Here is an 18,767-nt window from a genome sequence, read left to right as displayed (position 1 = left end):
CATATATCCTTAAAATGTACATTTACTCTATGTAATTGTGACAGATTATTGACAACGCTTTCATATAGCGTTACTATCTATTTACACTCAATAGACAACGTTGATGGTTAAATCTCGTATGTAGCTCTGTTCTACATACGACAATTTTTCGCCATATTTGTAAACGCTTTCTAAATTGTCTGTTAAGAAAGGATGGTTACTTTGGAAAATATTAAAGCGATATTTAGTAAACTTTTCGGATTTATTCCACGTTCAATAATTAATATTTTTATTTAATCTATATATTTTATAACAAAAAACTATTAATAGAGGTGCTATTTATGAAAAAAAGTGAAAACAGATACAGTATTCGTAAATTCAGTGTGGGTGCATCATCCATTTTAGTAGCGACATTGCTATTTATGGGAGGCGGTGCTGCACAGGCAGCAGAAACACATCAGGAAGTGGGAAATCCTGAATCAGCTGTAGCACAATCTATTGGGGATCATAAAAAACAATCTGATAATCAAGAAACACAACAAGACAATGTTCAATCTGACGAACAAGCTACTTCTACATCTCAATCAGTAACTAATGAAAATGAAGCACAACGCTTACATAATGAAAACAAAGCTTCAACTCAAGTTAAAGATAGCACTGATCAATTAAATACTAATGAAGGAACAACTGACAACATTGTAACTCATCAATCTACAAAACATTCAGTAGCTGAAACTGAAGAAGCATCAACTACAAAAACATCTTCTGATGACCCTGAATCAGTTTCAACTAAAGAGGAGCAACCTTCTCTTGAAACACAAGAATCGACTAAAAACACAATTCAAAAAGACACACTAGCCTCAGATAAAAAAGATAACACAACTGAAACATCAACTACTAAAAATCAAGCTCACTCTTCAGAAAACGTGACAAATGAAAGTCCGACAGAAGAGAAAACAACAACTCAAACAACGACTGCTGAAACCAACACATCATCTACAAAAGACAATACTTCAAAAACAACTGACAGTCATTCAACAAAAACATCTCAGTCAACACCTCTAACAGAGAGTAAAGAATTAACACCATCAAAAACTCAACAAGATTCAAATGTAAATCAGGATGCAATAAAAAATAATGACGTAGAGGCACCATCTACTGGAAAAACAAACGATACTGTAGACACAACTGAAACAAAACAAACAGTGACAGCTAAACAACCCACAGATCCTGCTGCACCTACAGTGAATACTTTAAACACTAAAGATGAAGCGATCTCAATTGACGGTACAACAAATGAAACTGTTGGACATAAAGATGCTAAAGATCAAAAAAATTCACAGGCTGGCTTAGAGACATTAGCTAATAATGCAGTAGCAACAACAAATAATACATCTCAACAGCAAGGTACGACAGAAACAAAAGATCAAACCAATAAAGTTGCTAAACAAGGTCAATACAAAAACCAAGATCCAATCATTCTTGTTCATGGTTTTAATGGATTTACTGATGATATCAATCCTAATGTTTTATCACATTATTGGGGCGGCGATAAATTAAACATTCGTCAAGATTTAGAACAAAATGGTTATAACGCTTATGAAGCAAGTATCAGTGCATTTGGTAGTAACTATGACCGTGCCGTTGAACTTTATTACTATATTAAAGGTGGTACTGTAGATTATGGTGCTGCACATGCAGAAAGATATGGACATGAACGCTATGGTAAAACATACGAAGGCGTTTATAAAGATTGGCAACCTGGTCAAAAAGTGCATCTAGTTGGTCATAGTATGGGAGGACAAACTGTTCGTCAATTAGAAGAATTATTAAGAAATGGTAGTCAAGAAGAAATTGAATACCAAAAAACACATGGTGGTGACATTTCTCCTTTACTACAAGGTGGACACGATAATATGGTTTCTTCAATTACAACATTAGGCACACCGCATAATGGTACCCACGCTGCAGATGAATTAGGAAATGAAGCACTTGTTCGTCAAGTGGTTTTTGATTTAGGTAAACGATTAGGTAATAAAAATTCACGTGTAGACTTCGGTTTGTCTCAATGGGGTCTAAAACAACAACCTGGTGAAAGCTACATCTCTTACCTTTTACGCGTTAAAAACTCTAAATTATGGCAATCTAAAGATAATGGTTTTTATGATTTAACACGTGATGGCGCGACAGATCTTAACCGCAAAACATCACTTAATCCAAATATCGTTTATAAAACGTATACAGCTGAGGCAACGCATCCGACTTTAATAGGAAAACAAAAAGCAGACTATAATATGTTCTTACCATTCACAGTGACAGGAAATGTGATTGGTAAAGCTACTGAAAAAGAATGGAGAGAAAATGATGGTCTTGTATCTGTGATTTCATCTCAACATCCTTTCAATCAAGCTTATACAGAAGCAACTGATACAAATCAAAAAGGTATTTGGCAAGTAACACCTACTAAACACGACTGGGATCATGTCGATTTTGTAGGTCAAGACAGTACAGATACAAAACGTTCAAGAGAAGAACTACAACAGTTTTGGTATGATTTAGCAGATGATTTAGTTCAAACAGAAGCGCTAACTTCAACTAACGAAGCTTAATATAATTTTTTGCGGAAAGGTGGTTGTCTAATGTCTGGTGATGTCTTTCAATTACTTGGTTCTTTCTTCAGAATAGTTAAAGCATTATTTTTCTAATTTCATATAAATAAAAGCACCTCCGAATGAGATGAAGACATTTTCACTCGTTAGGAAGTGCTTTTTATTATGTAAGATTTGTAAGAACATGATGTCATAAAGTGCTGTAAGTTTTTCAGTCTAGTTAGATGAACGTACATCTATATTATTATCGTTTGACGAGAATGCTTCTTCATTTGCTGAAAGTGTGATCTTTTTAGAGTGGTTAGAAGCTTTGACTTCATGACGTAATGCACTATTCAATCCTAATAAATTATTTGCTTGAGTTTCTTCACTATTGTAGCTTTCTAATCCATTCACAATTTCAGTCGCTAAATATTCACATGCATCTTGATTGTCAACTTCGACTTTTTCATTGATTATTGATTCAATTACTTCAATTAAGTCACATTTTTGAATTTGAATATCAATCATTTGTTCTACTCCCTTAAACTGTCATTAAGCCATTTGATAGGCTTTCTAGTTTATTACCCTGTTTCTAGAAAATGTACACAAAATCGTCACTGTCGAAAAATGTAATGCACTACTGCGTCCATTTTATTACTCATCGTTACTTTTAGGAATAAATACCTTCGCTTCACTATCTTTTGGATAATAAAAACCATTAGGTACAGTTTGAAGTTCGATTAAGCTTCCCCATGGCGCTCGAATATAAACGGTTTTATTATTCTCTGTATTCTCATATTTTGTATTAGAATGTGGTTCAGATAGTGGCTCTCCTCCTGCCTGTTTGACACGTTCTAATACATGTTCAAATTCGTCACTTTCAATATAAAAAGAAATATGTGTAAAACCTATATCTTGTAGTGATTGTGGTTCATGTTGTTGAGCGTGTTGGAATTCAAACATTTCAATATTAGGACCACAACCAAACACCATCATGCGTTTATGAATAATTGAAGTTCCTTTTTCTAGCCCTAAGATATGCTCGACATATTCGCCACCTCTTGGTTCATCATTTTTAGTTTGACTATCATATGCAATTTTTCCATCTAGTCCCTGTTTAAAAAAAGCAGTGGCTTTTTCAATACTAGGAACCGTAAGACCAATATGATTAATACCTCGATTCATCATATCTCCTCCTTACTCAAAAGAGTGCAAGACAGCATTCATTTTGAATTTATCGTCCACTCCAGTAACGTATCTCCAACTTGTGTTGATTGAAAAGAATTTGGAACAAACGCATGTTCAATTCAATCATCGACTGCCAATATATTAAAAAAGCCTAAGACAACACATTATGTCTCAGGCTTTTTCAAAAAATCATTCATTATTTTCTATCGAAATATCTGTAACGTTTGAATGCGTCAAGGATAGCTTGTGGTTCGCTAGATACTACAACACCAGGCGCATCTAAATCAATACGATTACTTTGTAATACATTTTTCGCTTCTTCAGTGATTACAACAGGTTTTTTATGATTATAGCTCATTTCAACAAAGTCAATCGCAGTCGGTAACATTTCTTTACCGTCTGAAAGAACGATTACACTATCAAATACTGTTGAACTTGCTGTGCTATAAGTTTCAGTAATACCAATTTCATCATCATTAAGGTTTTTAGCTGTTTGTCCAACAAATGCATAGTTTAAGTCGTTGTTAACAAATACTTCTGCATATGATTTTAATGTTTCAGCGCTAATATCACCATTTACAAGCACTGCTACAGAGTGTCCTTTTAGTGGGATATCAAATTTTTCTAATGTTAATTGGCTATCTTTAGCATCTGATTGCACTTCTTCGTTTTCTGCCGGAACTTCTACACCTACATTATTTGCTACGTATTCAGCTAATTTACGATCAACTTTATTAATTTGATTAACAGCATTTTGTTTTACTTCTGTTGATTTACATTTACCAATTTCAAATGAAAATGCATCAGCTAAATGTTGTTGTTCTGCTTCAGTTAAGCTGTTTTTATATAATTTAGCTTGAGTATAGTAATCTTTGAAACTATCACTACGTTGACGTACTTTATAACCTTCTACTTTTTCATGATAATGCTCGAAACCACCTTGTTCTTTAGGTGTCGTATGAGGGTCATTATTGTTCAAGCCATTTTTATGGTAGGCTGTTTGACCTTGATGAATATATGATTGATGCATTGCATCGCGTTGATTATTATGAACGTCTGCAACTGGGCGGTTAATAGGAATTTGGTTAAAGTTTGGTCCGCCAAGACGAGAAATTTGTGTATCTGTGTAAGAGAATAAACGACCTTGTAATAATGGGTCATTAGAGAAATCAATACCTGGAACAATATGTGCAGGGTGGAACGCAACTTGTTCAGTTTCTGCAAAGACGTTATCTACATTACGGTTCAACGTCATTTTACCAACAATTTTCACAGGTACTTGATCTTCTGGCCATAATTTAGTTGGATCTAAAATATCAAAATCAAAGTCAAATTCTTGTTCAGGTTTGATAATTTGTAAGCCTAATTCCCATTCAGGATAGTCGCCTTTATCAATTGATTCATATAAATCTTTACGATGGAAATCAATGTCTTTACCATGTAAGATTTGTGCTTCATCCCATACTAAGCTTTCTAAACCTTGTTTAGGTTTCCAGTGGAATTTAACAAAGTAAGATTGACCTTCTTTATTTACAAGTCTAAATGTGTGTACACCAAAACCTTCTTGTTGACGGAAGTTTTTAGGAATCCCTCTATCACTCATTGCCCAAAATACTGCGTGCATAGATTCAGGGTTTTGACCAATGAAATCCCAGAATGTATCGTGCGCTGAACCACCTTGTGGCATTTCATTATGTGGCTCTGGTTTTAATGCATGTACGAAGTCAGGGAATTTAATTGCATCTTGAATAAAGAATACAGGTGCGTTGTTACCTACTAAATCGAAGTTACCTTCATCAGTATAGAATTTAGTAGCAAAACCACGAATGTCACGTACTGTATCTGGAGATCCTTTAGAACCTTGTACAGTAGAGAAACGCACAAATACAGGTGTTGTTTTTTCAGGGTGTGTTAAGAAGTCAGCACTTGTATATTCACTTAAATCTTCATACACTTGGAATTCACCATGTGCACCGAATCCACGTGCGTGTACCACACGTTCAGGAATACGTTCATGGTCAAAGTGCATCATTTTTTCACGGAAGTGGAAGTCTTCTAGTAAAGTCGGACCTCTATCCCCTACTGTCAGTGAATTTTCATCTTCACTTACTTTCATACCACTATTTGTAGTCATTGCTGTACCATCATTATTTTTTCTTAGAGCATCTAATTGTTGTTGTTTTTTGTTTTCATTTGATTGATCCATACTTATCTCTCCTAGATATAGATTGGTATCGTAAATACATTGTTATGTACATTGTTTCCTTATTACGGGATACAGTTAGTTATTCCCATTTATAAAAGAATTAATCATTTTAAAGAAAAAATATATTCCCATAAATTTTTATTTAAAGAACTTTCTTTTATAATCGTTTATGAAAATATATTTTTTGATATTTTATATTAAACTTTAATTATTGGTAATCTACTACCTTATCAACTGGCATTCTATATGATGTATGAGGTTCTTTTTCTTTCTTACCAATCGCAACGATTAACACTGGAACGTAACGTTCTAAATCATATCCGAATGCTTCGCCAATTTTGTCATGCTCAAAACCACCGATAGGGTTCGTATCATAGCCATATTGTTTTGCAACTAACATTAATTGCATCGCAGCTAAACTACTATCCACTTTTACGATGTCACTCATAACTTCACGTGAACTATTTTTGTAAGTATCCATTACAAAAGGTAACATTTGGTCTTTTACTTCTTGAGGCATATGTCCTTCCTCAACCGCTTTGTTATAGATAAACTCGCCTTCCTCATAACATTGTAAATCACCGAAAATAACAATCATCGCTGATGATGTATCATTTTGTGATGTATTAAATCGAATTAATGGACGTAATTTTGCTTTCGCTTCATCACTTTCTACAACAACAAAACGCCACGGCTGCATATTCACTGATGAAGGTGCTTTTGTTGCCTTTCTAATGATTTCATTCATTTCTTCATGTGGAATTTTATAATTTGAATCAAATCCTTTCACAGATTTTCTACTTTCCAATATTTCGTTAAAATCGTTCATTCATTTCCCTACTTTCATATTTTAATTACGTAACCTAGATTATTAAATAAATTGAAAATAAAGAGAAGTAATTTGCTTATAGATTTAAAAAGACACTCAATTTAATACATTATTAATTATAATTAATAATGTATTAACACTTATTCATTAAACTATTATTTGATTAACATTAACTAAATAGGGTATCCTTAACCTTAACAAATAAATAATTTGAAATTTAGAAAAATTATTTATGTTATAACAAAGGGTATTGGATTCAGTCATAAAGTTTCAGTCATAAGATTACTCATGAAAGGGAAGAAAATTATGGCAGAAGATAAACTGCAAAGAGAATTGAGTAATAGACATATTCAACTTATCGCTATTGGTGGCGCAATTGGTACAGGACTGTTCCTTGGATCAGGTGAATCTGTACATTTAGCCGGACCGTCTATTTTATTGACTTATGTTATTGTCGGTTTTGTATTATTTATGTTTATGAGAGCAATGGGAGAAATCCTCTTATCGAATTTAGGATTCAAATCATTTGGGGATATTGCCCATCATTATATTGGACCAATTGCTGGATTTATGGTCGGATGGACGTATTGGTTAACTTGGATTATTTCAGGCATGGCAGAAGTGACAGCAGTTGCTAAATATGTTTCATATTGGTATCCTACAGTACCAAACTGGCTAACAGCTGCATTTACTATCTTAGTATTAGTCGCTTTGAACTTATTCAGTGCAAAGCTATTTGGAGAGTTAGAATTCTGGCTGTCAATTATTAAAGTGATAACAATTGTAGCCTTAATCATTGTTGGTATTGTGATGATTGTGCTTGGAATGAAAACCTCTTACGGGCAAGCAAGTGTAACGAACCTTTGGTCTAGAGGTGGATTTTTCCCGAATGGTATTCAAGGTTTCTTGATGGCATTTCAAATGGCTATCTTTTCATTTATTGGTATTGAGTTAATTGGAATTACAGCTGGGGAAACTAAGAACCCACACAAAACGATTCCTCAAGCAATTAACAATGTACCTGCGCGTATTTTAATTTTCTATATTGGCTCATTAGCAGTGATTATGTCTGTCGTACCTTGGGATAAATTAAACCCTGCAGACAGTCCTTACGTAAAATTATTCGGCCTGATTGGTATTCCATTTGCTGCCGGTATTATTAACTTTGTCGTTTTAACAGCAGCTGCTTCATCATGTAATAGTGGTATTTTCGCAAATAGTCGTACAATGTACGGTTTAGCAGGTCGTAAACAAGGCCCATCATTCTTGCATAAAACAAATAAACATGGTGTACCTCACTATGCTATTTTAGTTACATGCGGCTTATTAAGTATTTCAGTTATTTTGAATGCAGTATTTAAAGATGCAACAAAAGTGTTCGTTCAAATTACGATATTTTCAACAGTATTGAATATTTTAATTTGGACACTTATCATGATTGCCTATCTAAATTATGTCAAACGTAATCCTGAATTACACAAAGATAGTAAGTTCAAAATGCCTGGCGGAAAATATATGGCATTTGCGATTCTAGCTTTCTTCGCATTTATCTTTATTATCTTATTAATTAACAGTTCAACTAGAATTGGAGTATTATTTATACCCGTATGGGCAATTATTCTTTGGATTATGTATCAAAAATATAAAAAAGAATCAGACAAAGCGAAAGTTAAAATGGAATAATATAAAGAACATTTTAGACTTCCCCCTAATGGAGGAAGTCTTTTTTCATGATATCTATTAAATAAAAGAGAAGCTTAATTATAGTTTCTCTGTATTTATATTTAAATGATCTTTTAACATATGGCTTTCATATTCTTTTCTAAACATGCCACGCGCTTGAAGAACTGGAATGACTAAATCAATAAATTTTTCAAATGCGTTTGGATATGTTGGTGACATTAACATAAAACCATCACACGCTTCTTTTTCAAACCATTCAATCATTTCATCCGCTACTTGTTCCGGTGTCCCCACTATCGTTTTATGCCCTACCCAAGTACCAAATCGATCTAATACATCGCGTAAGGTAAGGTGTTCGGTCATAACAGCACGCTGTACAGCTTCATAAACAGATTTTACAACTTTTTTCTCTAATGCATCATAAGGTGGCAATGATGGCACGACTTCATCTAGTGTCCACTCACTTATATCTAGACCAATGGCTTTAGATAATTGTTTCTTACGTTTTTCAAGTGGAATCATATCATCTAATTGTTGCTTAAGTTTATAAGCATCCTCTTCATTCTCATCAACATAAACAGTGAGACCTGGTAATACAAGAGGGGGTTGACGATTTGCTTCCATGGCACGTTGATGAATGTCTTGTCTGAACTGTTGGCCATCTTGTAAATTCCATGCAATTGAAAAAATAGCATCCACGTGTCGTACTGCTAAATCACGACCTGGAATAGAAGTTCCTGCTTGAAATAAACGTGGTCGACCATATTTTGGTGTTGGAATGTTAATAGCTCCGGCAACTTGAAAATACTTTCCTTGATAATGAAGTGGATGAATATACTGATGATTTAAGCCAATTCCTGAGTTTTTGTGATTAACGATAGCCTCTACAGTAAATGATTCTCATAATTTTTTCATTACATTAATAAATTCATCTGCTCGTTCATAACGTTTTTCAAGATGTGGTAAAGCTTGCATCGAGTAGTTTTGTGCTTCTAAATCAAATTGAGATGTTACAATATTTGCCCCAATACGCCCATGAGATATTTGATGTAAACTTGAAAGCATACGTGCTGCAAGATAAGGTTCATAAAAAGAAGAAGAAATGGTACCTATCAAACCAATTGAATGTGTTTCACGTGAAATGGCAGCAAGCGCCGTTAGTGGTTCAAAATAATAAGAAATATGTCCCGTTTCTTCTCCAGATATATATTGACCATCACCTAAGAAGAATGCATCCAGTTTACCTTTTTCGGCTAATTTCGCTAACTTAATTTGAAAATCAATATCTCCAACTTCTTCAACATATGAATGTGGTAGTCTCCAAGAGGCAGGATGTAGACCTGTACTATAAGCTAAAACAGATAAATGCATGTGTTTCATTGTCATTAACCCCTTTGTTATAAGTCAAAATTGTCATTTTAATTTGCATATATCGTATATGAATTGTTGAAATTTTACAATATCTACTAACTATTTTATATCTTAAAATAATTATATACAATATCATCTAGTTGTTTAGCAATATGAATAAAATCTTGATTTAAATCCAATGTTTTGACACTAATCGTATTGCCACTCATCTGAAACGTATTATCAGGTACAAGTTGTTCATCCGTTTTCGCATACAATAACATCCCCGCAACATTTATCTGTTTCGATTTTAAGTGAAATGCTTCATTTTTTACATACGCAAATATTTGATATAAATTTCCAGAATGAATCGTTCTTGTATCAAAATACTGTTGTAACGTCGACGTATAATATTTCGTATCAATGATTAAGCATTGCGTACCATAAGTTAGCATAACATCACTTCTCATTGTCGGTAACATGTGACGATAATCATCATCAATGGCCCATGGAATATGAGACGCGGTGACTTTTAACTGTGGAAATTCCTTTTTATAATAAGCCCTAACAAACCGTTCATATAAACGCGCCATCTGTTGTTCATCTTCGAACATCATCGTTTCTCTTGAACCGCTTCTTTCTGACTGAATTCGTCCTTGCGTAACAAGGTAACAAATAGCCATTAACATACGATATGTTTCGTGATGACGATCAAATCGTAACTGCCAATCAATATGTCGATAATCTAATATATCTACTTGTTCAAAATATATCAGCAGTCGTTTTAACGCTTTTTTACGTGTGCGCGAAATATCTAATTTTAGAACATTAAGCATTGTTGTTTTTAAAATTTGATTCATATACGTATTAATTGAAAATTCATCATACGTGCAATTTAACTGTTTATGCATCATTGTTCCTTGTTGTATGGATGCTGTGACATTAATCTTTCCTCGTATCACATTAAGCGAGTCATTGTGTTCTAAATAGTCATGTTGAAGACCATATTTTAATTGACTCGATACGCCTTTAATCAGGAGCGCACTATATAAATCTGCCACATTATTAAATGATTCTGTTGCTATATGTTGATAGCCTTTCTTATTCAAAACTGTAAACGCGTAAGACAACATATAATAAATATTATGAATGTTAATCATTGAATCGCTTCCCTTAAACGTACCTTCCAACTATCCACTTTTGAAGGGTCGTCAAACCAATATTCTTTTAATAATGGTATCATTTCGAATTCAATAATATTTGATAATTCAGACTCTGTGACATCAACCATATTACTGAAATAACTATGGCCAATAACGAACCCCTCACCTAACATATCATCATCTCGAATGTCGACATTCAGTGCTTGAATTGTATCAATTAATGCATCAAATTGTGGATTTTTTAAATTTTCTTGATAATGTTTAAATTGTATGGTTTCAAAGGCAGGATTCATATCAAAAAATGCAAATCGACGTCGTAGTGCATAATCAAGCATGGCTAAGCTTCGATCTGCTGTATTCATCATACCAATAATATAAACATTATCTGGAACACAGAATTTCTCATTTGCATAGAGTAATTCTATTTCCATTCCCCTCTTATCATTTTCAATTAACATAAACAACTCACCAAATATCTTACTTAAATTGCCACGATTAATTTCATCGATAATAAAGAAATGGTCTTTCTCATTATCTTCTTCTGCTTGCTTACAAAAATTGTAAAACGCACCGGTACGCAATTCAAAGCCAGTTTCAGTAGGACGATAACCCATCACAAAATCTTCATATGAATAGCTTTGATGGAATTGTACAAGTTTCACACGTTCTTTATCTTTAACACCTATCATTGAATAAGCCAATCGTTTCGCTGCATACGTTTTACCTACGCCTGGTGGCCCTTGTAAGATGACATTCTTTTTTCTTCTAATTAATTGCACAAGCGTGTCATAGTCTTCTTCATTCATAAATACGTCGTCTAAGAATTGTTCTGCTGTATAAATGGGATAAGTCGTTTGTGTAGCAACCACTCCATCAGAATGTTCAACTGAAAATAACTCATTAAATTTCCGAATCGTTTCACTATATGGCGTAATTTTAGTGAGCGTCTTATTTAATGTTTTGATTGGAATCTTCCAGTTTCCTTTCTCCTTCCAAACAAGCTGAATGATATTTTTATCATTTTTATATTGATGATTGGATGAAACAACGCCCCATCCTACAATATCAGTCTGTCCTTTTTTCACATAAACAATATCCCCACGTTTCATTTCTTTACTAAATTCCCATATGGCATTAACCGTATGAATATAATGATGCTGATTATGGTTCAATTGTTGTAATTTTTGATTAATCTCTTCTTTAGATGCATATTTCGAGAAATCTTCTAACTCGTTATATCCAATAGACATTTCTCCATTCTCAATAAAAGAAGCAAAATCAACATCTTGTGGTTTTGGAGAATAAATCCAATAATTCACGACTTCTAAATCCTTATCTGCATCGATATCTTTTACTTTTGAACTTTGCTTGACTTCCTTTGATTTGCGCCATGCTTCATAACTTAAATCAATAAAATCATTCAAATAGTTATCCTCTTTTAAAAATAATTTTAATTTTTCAATAATCATTAAATACGTGGTCGCAGTTAATGATTGTTTTAAGTTAACCTCAAAATTGATATACTTTGTACTGATTTCGCTTTCTTCAAAAATATACCAAATCGCTCGAGAATCTAAATTGGCAAATGTGTCAGAATCAATCCAAAATAATCCACTGGTTAACTTACCCATACCGATTCCAGGCTGAGCCATCACTTGATTAAATTTTCTCTTAAAGTTATTTTCATTATCTTCACTTTTATCTGCTGAATACAATAAAGCAATTTCAAACAACGACCATAAATTTTCAATATCTTGTGCTTCACGATCATTCTTAAAATTATAAAATGTAGCACGTAAATTCATCACTGTCGGAATACCATCAAAATTTTGTGGTATATCTGCTTTCACATCAAATAGTTTGGCCATTTCTTCTATAATTTTAATTCTATTTTTTTTAGTCATAGAACTCTTATTAAATAATCCAAACACAGTAAATGGATCCATATCTATCATTTCATTATTAATTTCTAATTTAGGCATATTGATTTGAGTGTTAATATAAAGTTCTTGTATTTTCTCAATCAATTGATCACGACAATTTTGATATTCTAACAATTTATGAGCTAAGGCTTTATAAAAGATTGCCCATGTTTTATCTATTTTATAGTCCATCTTTATTTCTCCTCAAAATTATTATTATCTTCATTTTAATGCATTTTATAAATATATTTATACCTTTAAATATATAAAAAAATAAGCTATAAGATCGTATGATTTCAACTTCTTATAGCTTATAGTAAATGGCTTAATTATGCTTGAACTTCGTGTTTGTTGCCACGAACTTTATAGACAATAAGTCCGATAATAAATCCAATTAATGCTGGGACAATCCATCCCATACCAATATCAAAGAATGGTAAATAATTCTCAGCAAAATCGATTAATGATTGTGCGAAGTTCGTTTTCACAAAAGGTTCTGGACTCGCTTTAATACCATCAAAAAATGCAGCAATCACTGTAAATAATGTAGTAAATCGATACACAATTGACGAATTATTAAATAAATGACTTACTAAGGTTAGTAAAATCAGTGTAATGGCCAATGGATAAATAAACATTAATACGGGTAATGAGTACATAATAATTTTTGTTAATCCGACATTCGCAAATATAAACGCCAATACACTAACCATAGTGGCTAATACAATGTAGTTCGTTTTAGGAAATAGTTCTGTAAATGTTTCTGAAAAAGCTGTAATTAAACCAATTGCCGTTTTTAAACACGCCACAATAATAATAAGTGATAAAACAATAATTCCGAAATCACCTAAATAATGTTGGGCAATTTGTGCAAGGGCAATGCCCCCATTTTCACTTACTTTAAATTCTCCAAGACTCATTGTTCCCATTACTGCAAGAAGTGTATAGATGACACCCATGCCAATAATGCTAATGGCCCCCGATTTCACTGTTTCTTTAGCAATATCATTAGGATTTGTAATACCTAATTTTTTAATAGTCGTTACAATAATGATTCCAAATGCTAGTGATGCCAGTGCATCCAATGTATTATACCCATCGATAAAACCTTTTAATAATACACTCTTATTGTAGTCAGGACTTATTGGTGCATGACTTATACTGCCCATTGGGTGAATCAATGCAAGTACGACCACGATACCTAATAAAATCAAAAAGACTGGATTTAAGAACTTGCCAATATAGTCTAAGATTTTAGAGGGTTTACGTGCAAAAAACCAAGCTACGATAAAGAACAACATACTAAAGACAGGTAAAATCCATTTTCCACTGCTTGGAGAAACAAATGGTGAAAAAGCAATTTCATATGATGTTGTTGCAAGTCTTGGTAAAGCAAAGAAGGGTCCAATAACAAGATAAAGACCAATCGTAAATATGTATGCATAAATTTTACTTACGCGTGAAGAAATTGCAAATACACCATTCGTCTTAGAAATACCAATCGCAATAATTCCTAAAAATGGTAAACCGATTGCTGTAATTAAAAATCCTAAATTCGCAAGTAATACGTTTGCGCCTGCCATTTGCCCTAGATGAAGTGGAAAAATTAAGTTTCCTGCTCCAAAGAACAAACCAAAAAGCATCGACCCAATAAAGAGATTCTCTTTAAATGTAAGTTTCTGTTTCATTGTCTTTCCTCGTTTCCCTCTTAAAGTCATAATAGATATTATACATTTTTTTAAAATCAATTTCTTTAGAATTTTTAAAAAAGTTAGATAATAATATATAAAAAAACTTCTCTTTGCATGATTACATTCATTTTTTATGCAAAAAGAAGTTTTAAGTGTAACCTTATACTCATCGATATTTATCCTTAATTATATAATTTTTAGTTATACAGACTTAGCTAATATATGTATCTGCATGTTCAAGGCGATATGTTTCACCTTTTGCTTTAGCTTCTTCATAAGCTTCATATGTTGTATGTTTAACATCTTCAACTTTGTAATTTACCGTTTTCGCAAATTTCCTTACATCTTCTTCATTTTTGGCCAATACAAATACCGTTAAAATATTGTCATCTACAATGTCTTTATGGTGTTGGTAACGTAGTCTATAAATATTCATGACGCTGTCTCCTTCCAATCTATTAGTGATAAACCCTTACTTCATAAAAATAATAAATAATGCCCTACATATTATTTAAATTTAATATACCACTTTTTTTTGAAAAAGGAAGCCTATAAAAAAGAAGTAAGATAGAATTTACTTGATCTTCATATCTTACTTCTTTACTTTAATATACTTTAATTTTAAGATTCATTTTTTAAAGCTTTTTCAATAGCTTTAATATTTTTCTTCATAAATGATTGATACGTATTACTGTCATTATCTTGTTGTTTAGTATGAGAACCCATATTATAAAATGAAATTGTTTTTGCATGTGTTTCTTTTCTAACCGTGTCTGCAACTTTATTCGACACATTTTCTTCAGCTAGGATATAGTTTACCTTATCCTCTTTAATTTGTTTTACAATAGTTGTAAGATCTTTTTGACTTGGTTCTTCAGCATTCATATTTTCGATTCCTTCTTGCTTAAAACCATAGCGATCAGCTAAATAACCAATAGAATCATGTGAAATATATACTGTTTTACCTTCTTGACCTTTAACAGCACGTTTCATATCTTTATCTAAATCCTTCAAATCACTAACTAATTTTTTATAATTCTTTTCATAGTCATCTTTATGTTTAGCATCTTTTTTAACTAATTCATCCTTTATATCTTTCGCAAATTGTTGACTTAATACAGGATCTAACCAAACATGAGGATCATATTTACCATGATGATGCTCATGTTCTTCGTGCTCGCCATGTTCTTCGTGTTCACCGTGTTCATGTTCATCCTCTTCGCCTTTTAACAAATCGGCTTTATTTAAAGATGATTCTAATGATAATGTTTTATTTTTATCATTCATCGCATTTGCAATTTTTTTAGCGACTGGGTCTAGATTATCCCCTGTATATACAAATAAATCTGATTTACCAATATCGACCATTTGTTTTTGACTCGGCTCATATGTATGTGGATCCATTCCATTCGGATAGACTGATTCAACATGAACGTATTTACCACCAATTTGTTGAGCAAAAGATTTCAGTGGATATACTGTCGTTTTTACCTCAAGCTTTTCATTGTTCTCTGATTTTTTATCTTTATCACTACCACTATTGGATGTTCCACAAGCTACAAGTGACAACGTTAAAATACTGATGAAGACTAACATTAAACTTTTCTTAATCATTTTCTTCTCTCCTAAATCGTAATTATTACGTTTTAATAATCGCATTTCATATCGAAATTGTCAATGGACGATTTAAAAAAATGAAAATGATTAAATAATTATATATAATTGTTGTTTTACTACAGTCAGAAAAAGGACCGAAAGTTATAAAAGGATTTTTATTATGAAAAAATTTCTTCTAGATAAATAAGGCATTATTGAAACATTTAATAGCAAAAGTAAAGTAATGCCTGAAACAATGAGTGGAGAATGTATTGCTATAAATAAAATTAAAAATGATCAACATATCCATATTACTGAACCTAAAGAACCAACTGTTAAGTTAACAATATTAAGAAAAATGATTTCGGACAACTTTAATATATAAGTAACAGAGTGAAACAGAATTCCCATTAAATTCATTGTTTCGTTTCTTTTCATCTCAATATTTCTATGTTTATTAGCTTTAATTAATAGTTTTTTGAAAATTTTGTGTATTTTAAAATATAACTCCTAAAATAAAGCGCTTTCTTGTTAAAATAATAGTGTAACTATTTTAAGGGGGACGATGATAATGACAAAGGGGAATCAAATCACTAATCAATCTAAAAAAGAAACATCTAATAAAGAATATAAACCATTATGGATTGTGATTAGTTTTATCGTATTAGTAATGATTTTATTATTACCTACTTCAAGTAGCTTACCGGTCATGGCTAAAGCAGCACTTGCCATTCTTGCTTTTGCTGTAATCATGTGGGTTACTGAAGCAGTATCTTATCCAGTTTCAGCTACTTTAATTTTAGGACTTATTATATTATTACTTGGCTTTAGTCCTGTTCAACATCTCTCAGAACAACTTGGTCATCCTAAAAGTGGAAACGCCATTCTGAAGGGAAGCGAATTATTAGGCACAAACAATGCTCTGAGTCTCGCATTTAGTGGTTTTTCTACTTCTGCAGTAGCACTTGTGACCGCCGCTTTATTCTTAGCAGCTGCCATGCAAGAAACCAATCTTCATAAACGGCTAGCACTTTATGTCCTTTCTATTGTAGGAAATAAAACAAAACATATTGTTATCGGTGCAATTTTAGTATCAATTGTATTAGCCTTTTTTGTACCTTCTGCTACGGCTCGTGCTGGTGCTGTTGTACCCATTTTACTCGGGATGATTGCAGCCTTTAAAGTGAGTAAAGATAGTAAACTAGCATCACTCTTAATTATTACATCCGTACAAGCGGTATCGATTTGGAATATCGGTATTAAAACTGCCGCTGCGCAAAATATCGTCGCTATCAATTTCATTAATCAAAACTTAGGCTATAACGTGTCTTGGGGTGAATGGTTTTTATACGCTGCACCGTGGTCTATACTGATGTCTATTGCCTTATATTTCATTATGATGAAAGTAATACCACCTGAACGAGATGCCATTGAAGGTGGTAAAGAATTGATTAAACATGACTTAAACGAACTAGGTCCAATGAGTGCTAGAGAATGGCGACTCATTGTCATTTCTATCTTATTACTGATCTTTTGGTCTACTGAAAAAGTACTTCACCCTATCGATTCAGCAAGTGTTACTTTAATTGCATTAGGTATGATGCTCATGCCTAAAATCGGTGTGATTACTTGGAAAGGCGTTGAAAAGAAAATTCCATGGGGGACAATTATCGTCTTTGGTGTAGGCATCTCACTTGGTAACGTCTTACTTAAAACAGGCGCTGCCCAATGGCTCAGTGATAAAACATTTGGGTTAATGGGACTAAAAGAGTTACCAATTATCGCAACGATTGCACTCATTACATTATTCAATATTTTAATTCATTTAGGTTTTGCGAGTGCAACAAGCTTATCCTCTGCACTGATACCCGTATTTATTTCATTAACATCAACATTAGGGTTAGGCGAGCATTCTATCGGCTTTGTTTTAATACAACAATTTGTGATTAGCTTTGGATTCTTATTACCAGTGAGTGCACCACAAAATATGTTAGCCTACGGTACAGATACATTTACGGTTAAAGATTTCTTAAAATCAGGTATTCCTCTCACTATTATAGGTTATATTCTTGTGATTTTATTTAGCTTAACGTATTGGAAATGGTTAGGTTTAGTGTAAAATGAGTCAGATTCATTTTATAGATAGAGAGGTTTATCATGACCAAAAAAACCATTTATTTGTACAGGGAATTCTTGTCGTAGCCAAATGGTTGAGGGTTTTGGAAAAGCAATTTTAGGTGATGAATGGAATGTATATTCCGGAGGCCTTGAAACACATGATGTTAATCCTAAAGACATTAAAGCAATGAAAGAAGTGGTATCGACATTTCAAATCATACCTCGGATTTAATTAATGATACTATTTTAAAACAATCAAACTTAATAGTAACATATTATGCAGTCATGCTGATGCGCATTGTCCTACTATGCCATCAGGTGTTAAAAAAGAACATTGGGGCTTCGATGACCGAAAATATGGGTCAGCATTCCAACGTGTTCGAGATGACATTAAAAATGCGATTGAACAATTTAAGTATAAAACATAATAAAACAGCAGTTACTACGTATT

Annotated in this window: 13 protein-coding genes and 2 pseudogenes; 5 read left to right on the top strand and 10 right to left on the bottom strand. The window is 32.8% G+C overall.

All coding sequences use genetic code 11. The annotated features are described in order from the left end of the window. Positions 1–320: 320 nt before the first annotated feature. Positions 321–2,588, top strand: a complete 2,268-nt coding sequence (lip, locus tag NST64_RS00460) for a YSIRK-targeted triacylglycerol lipase (RefSeq protein WP_017174735.1) — start codon at positions 321–323, stop codon at positions 2,586–2,588. A gap of 216 nt (positions 2,589–2,804) precedes the next feature. Here the strand turns inward: lip and NST64_RS00455 are convergent, their stop codons facing one another. The 4 genes from NST64_RS00455 to NST64_RS00440 all read right to left on the bottom strand — a co-directional run bounded on the left by NST64_RS00455 (position 2,805) and on the right by NST64_RS00440 (position 6,793). Continuing rightward, the gene (locus NST64_RS00455) at positions 2,805–3,098 is read right to left on the bottom strand and encodes a hypothetical protein (protein WP_107632248.1); all 294 of its coding nucleotides are present in this window, start codon (positions 3,096–3,098) and stop codon (positions 2,805–2,807) included. Positions 3,099–3,224: 126 nt separating this feature from the next. Then, positions 3,225–3,758, bottom strand: a complete 534-nt coding sequence (locus NST64_RS00450; protein WP_002449191.1) for a VOC family protein — start codon at positions 3,756–3,758, stop codon at positions 3,225–3,227. A gap of 196 nt (positions 3,759–3,954) precedes the next feature. Continuing rightward, positions 3,955–5,964 (bottom strand): catalase, encoded by a 2,010-nt coding sequence (locus tag NST64_RS00445; RefSeq protein WP_002449504.1) that lies wholly within the window; start codon positions 5,962–5,964, stop codon positions 3,955–3,957. Positions 5,965–6,172: 208 nt separating this feature from the next. Next, positions 6,173–6,793, bottom strand: coding sequence for a nitroreductase family protein (locus NST64_RS00440; protein WP_107632250.1), 621 nt, complete (start codon positions 6,791–6,793; stop codon positions 6,173–6,175). A gap of 306 nt (positions 6,794–7,099) precedes the next feature. Between NST64_RS00440 and NST64_RS00435 the strand changes: the two genes are divergently transcribed. After that, a complete protein-coding gene (locus NST64_RS00435; RefSeq protein WP_107632251.1) occupies positions 7,100–8,476 on the top strand; it encodes an amino acid permease in 1,377 nt (458 codons plus the stop codon). Positions 8,477–8,554: 78 nt separating this feature from the next. Here NST64_RS00435 and NST64_RS00430 read toward each other — a convergent pair. From NST64_RS00430 to NST64_RS00405, 6 genes and pseudogenes are all read right to left on the bottom strand, one after another. Next, positions 8,555–9,847, bottom strand: a pseudogene (locus tag NST64_RS00430) (NtaA/DmoA family FMN-dependent monooxygenase). Between the two features lie 104 nt (positions 9,848–9,951). Further along, a complete protein-coding gene (gene mcrC / locus NST64_RS00425; protein WP_340731010.1) occupies positions 9,952–10,986 on the bottom strand; it encodes a 5-methylcytosine-specific restriction endonuclease system specificity protein McrC in 1,035 nt (344 codons plus the stop codon). Next, positions 10,983–13,103 (bottom strand): AAA family ATPase, encoded by a 2,121-nt coding sequence (locus tag NST64_RS00420; protein WP_107632254.1) that lies wholly within the window; start codon positions 13,101–13,103, stop codon positions 10,983–10,985. The genes mcrC and NST64_RS00420 overlap by 4 nt, the downstream gene beginning before the upstream one ends. A 137-nt stretch (positions 13,104–13,240) precedes the next feature. Continuing rightward, complete coding sequence (gene brnQ, locus NST64_RS00415; RefSeq protein ID WP_107632255.1) at positions 13,241–14,599, bottom strand: branched-chain amino acid transport system II carrier protein; 1,359 nt, start codon at positions 14,597–14,599, stop codon at positions 13,241–13,243. 214 nt (positions 14,600–14,813) lie between these two features. Then, positions 14,814–15,038: a hypothetical protein gene (locus NST64_RS00410; RefSeq protein WP_002449204.1), complete on the bottom strand. Its 225-nt coding sequence runs from the start codon at positions 15,036–15,038 to the stop codon at positions 14,814–14,816. A 185-nt stretch (positions 15,039–15,223) separates the two neighbouring features. Next, positions 15,224–16,216, bottom strand: coding sequence for a metal ABC transporter solute-binding protein, Zn/Mn family (locus tag NST64_RS00405; protein ID WP_002449309.1), 993 nt, complete (start codon positions 16,214–16,216; stop codon positions 15,224–15,226). Between the two features lie 226 nt (positions 16,217–16,442). Between NST64_RS00405 and NST64_RS00400 the strand changes: the two genes are divergently transcribed. From NST64_RS00400 to NST64_RS00390, 3 genes and pseudogenes are all read left to right on the top strand, one after another. Beyond that, positions 16,443–16,583, top strand: coding sequence for a hypothetical protein (locus NST64_RS00400; protein ID WP_153801330.1), 141 nt, complete (start codon positions 16,443–16,445; stop codon positions 16,581–16,583). Between the two features lie 186 nt (positions 16,584–16,769). Then, positions 16,770–18,317 (top strand): SLC13 family permease, encoded by a 1,548-nt coding sequence (locus NST64_RS00395; protein ID WP_340731009.1) that lies wholly within the window; start codon positions 16,770–16,772, stop codon positions 18,315–18,317. An 87-nt stretch (positions 18,318–18,404) separates the two neighbouring features. Then, positions 18,405–18,744, top strand: a pseudogene (locus NST64_RS00390) (arsenate reductase/protein-tyrosine-phosphatase family protein). Positions 18,745–18,767: the final 23 nt, after the last annotated feature.

Origin of the sequence: Staphylococcus sp. FSL W8-1268 (assembly GCF_038003965.1) — a bacterium.
Lineage (GTDB): Bacteria > Bacillota > Bacilli > Staphylococcales > Staphylococcaceae > Staphylococcus > Staphylococcus hominis.
The sequence above is the reverse complement of the archived record's forward strand: the minus strand, read 5'-3'. Positions and strand labels throughout refer to the sequence as shown.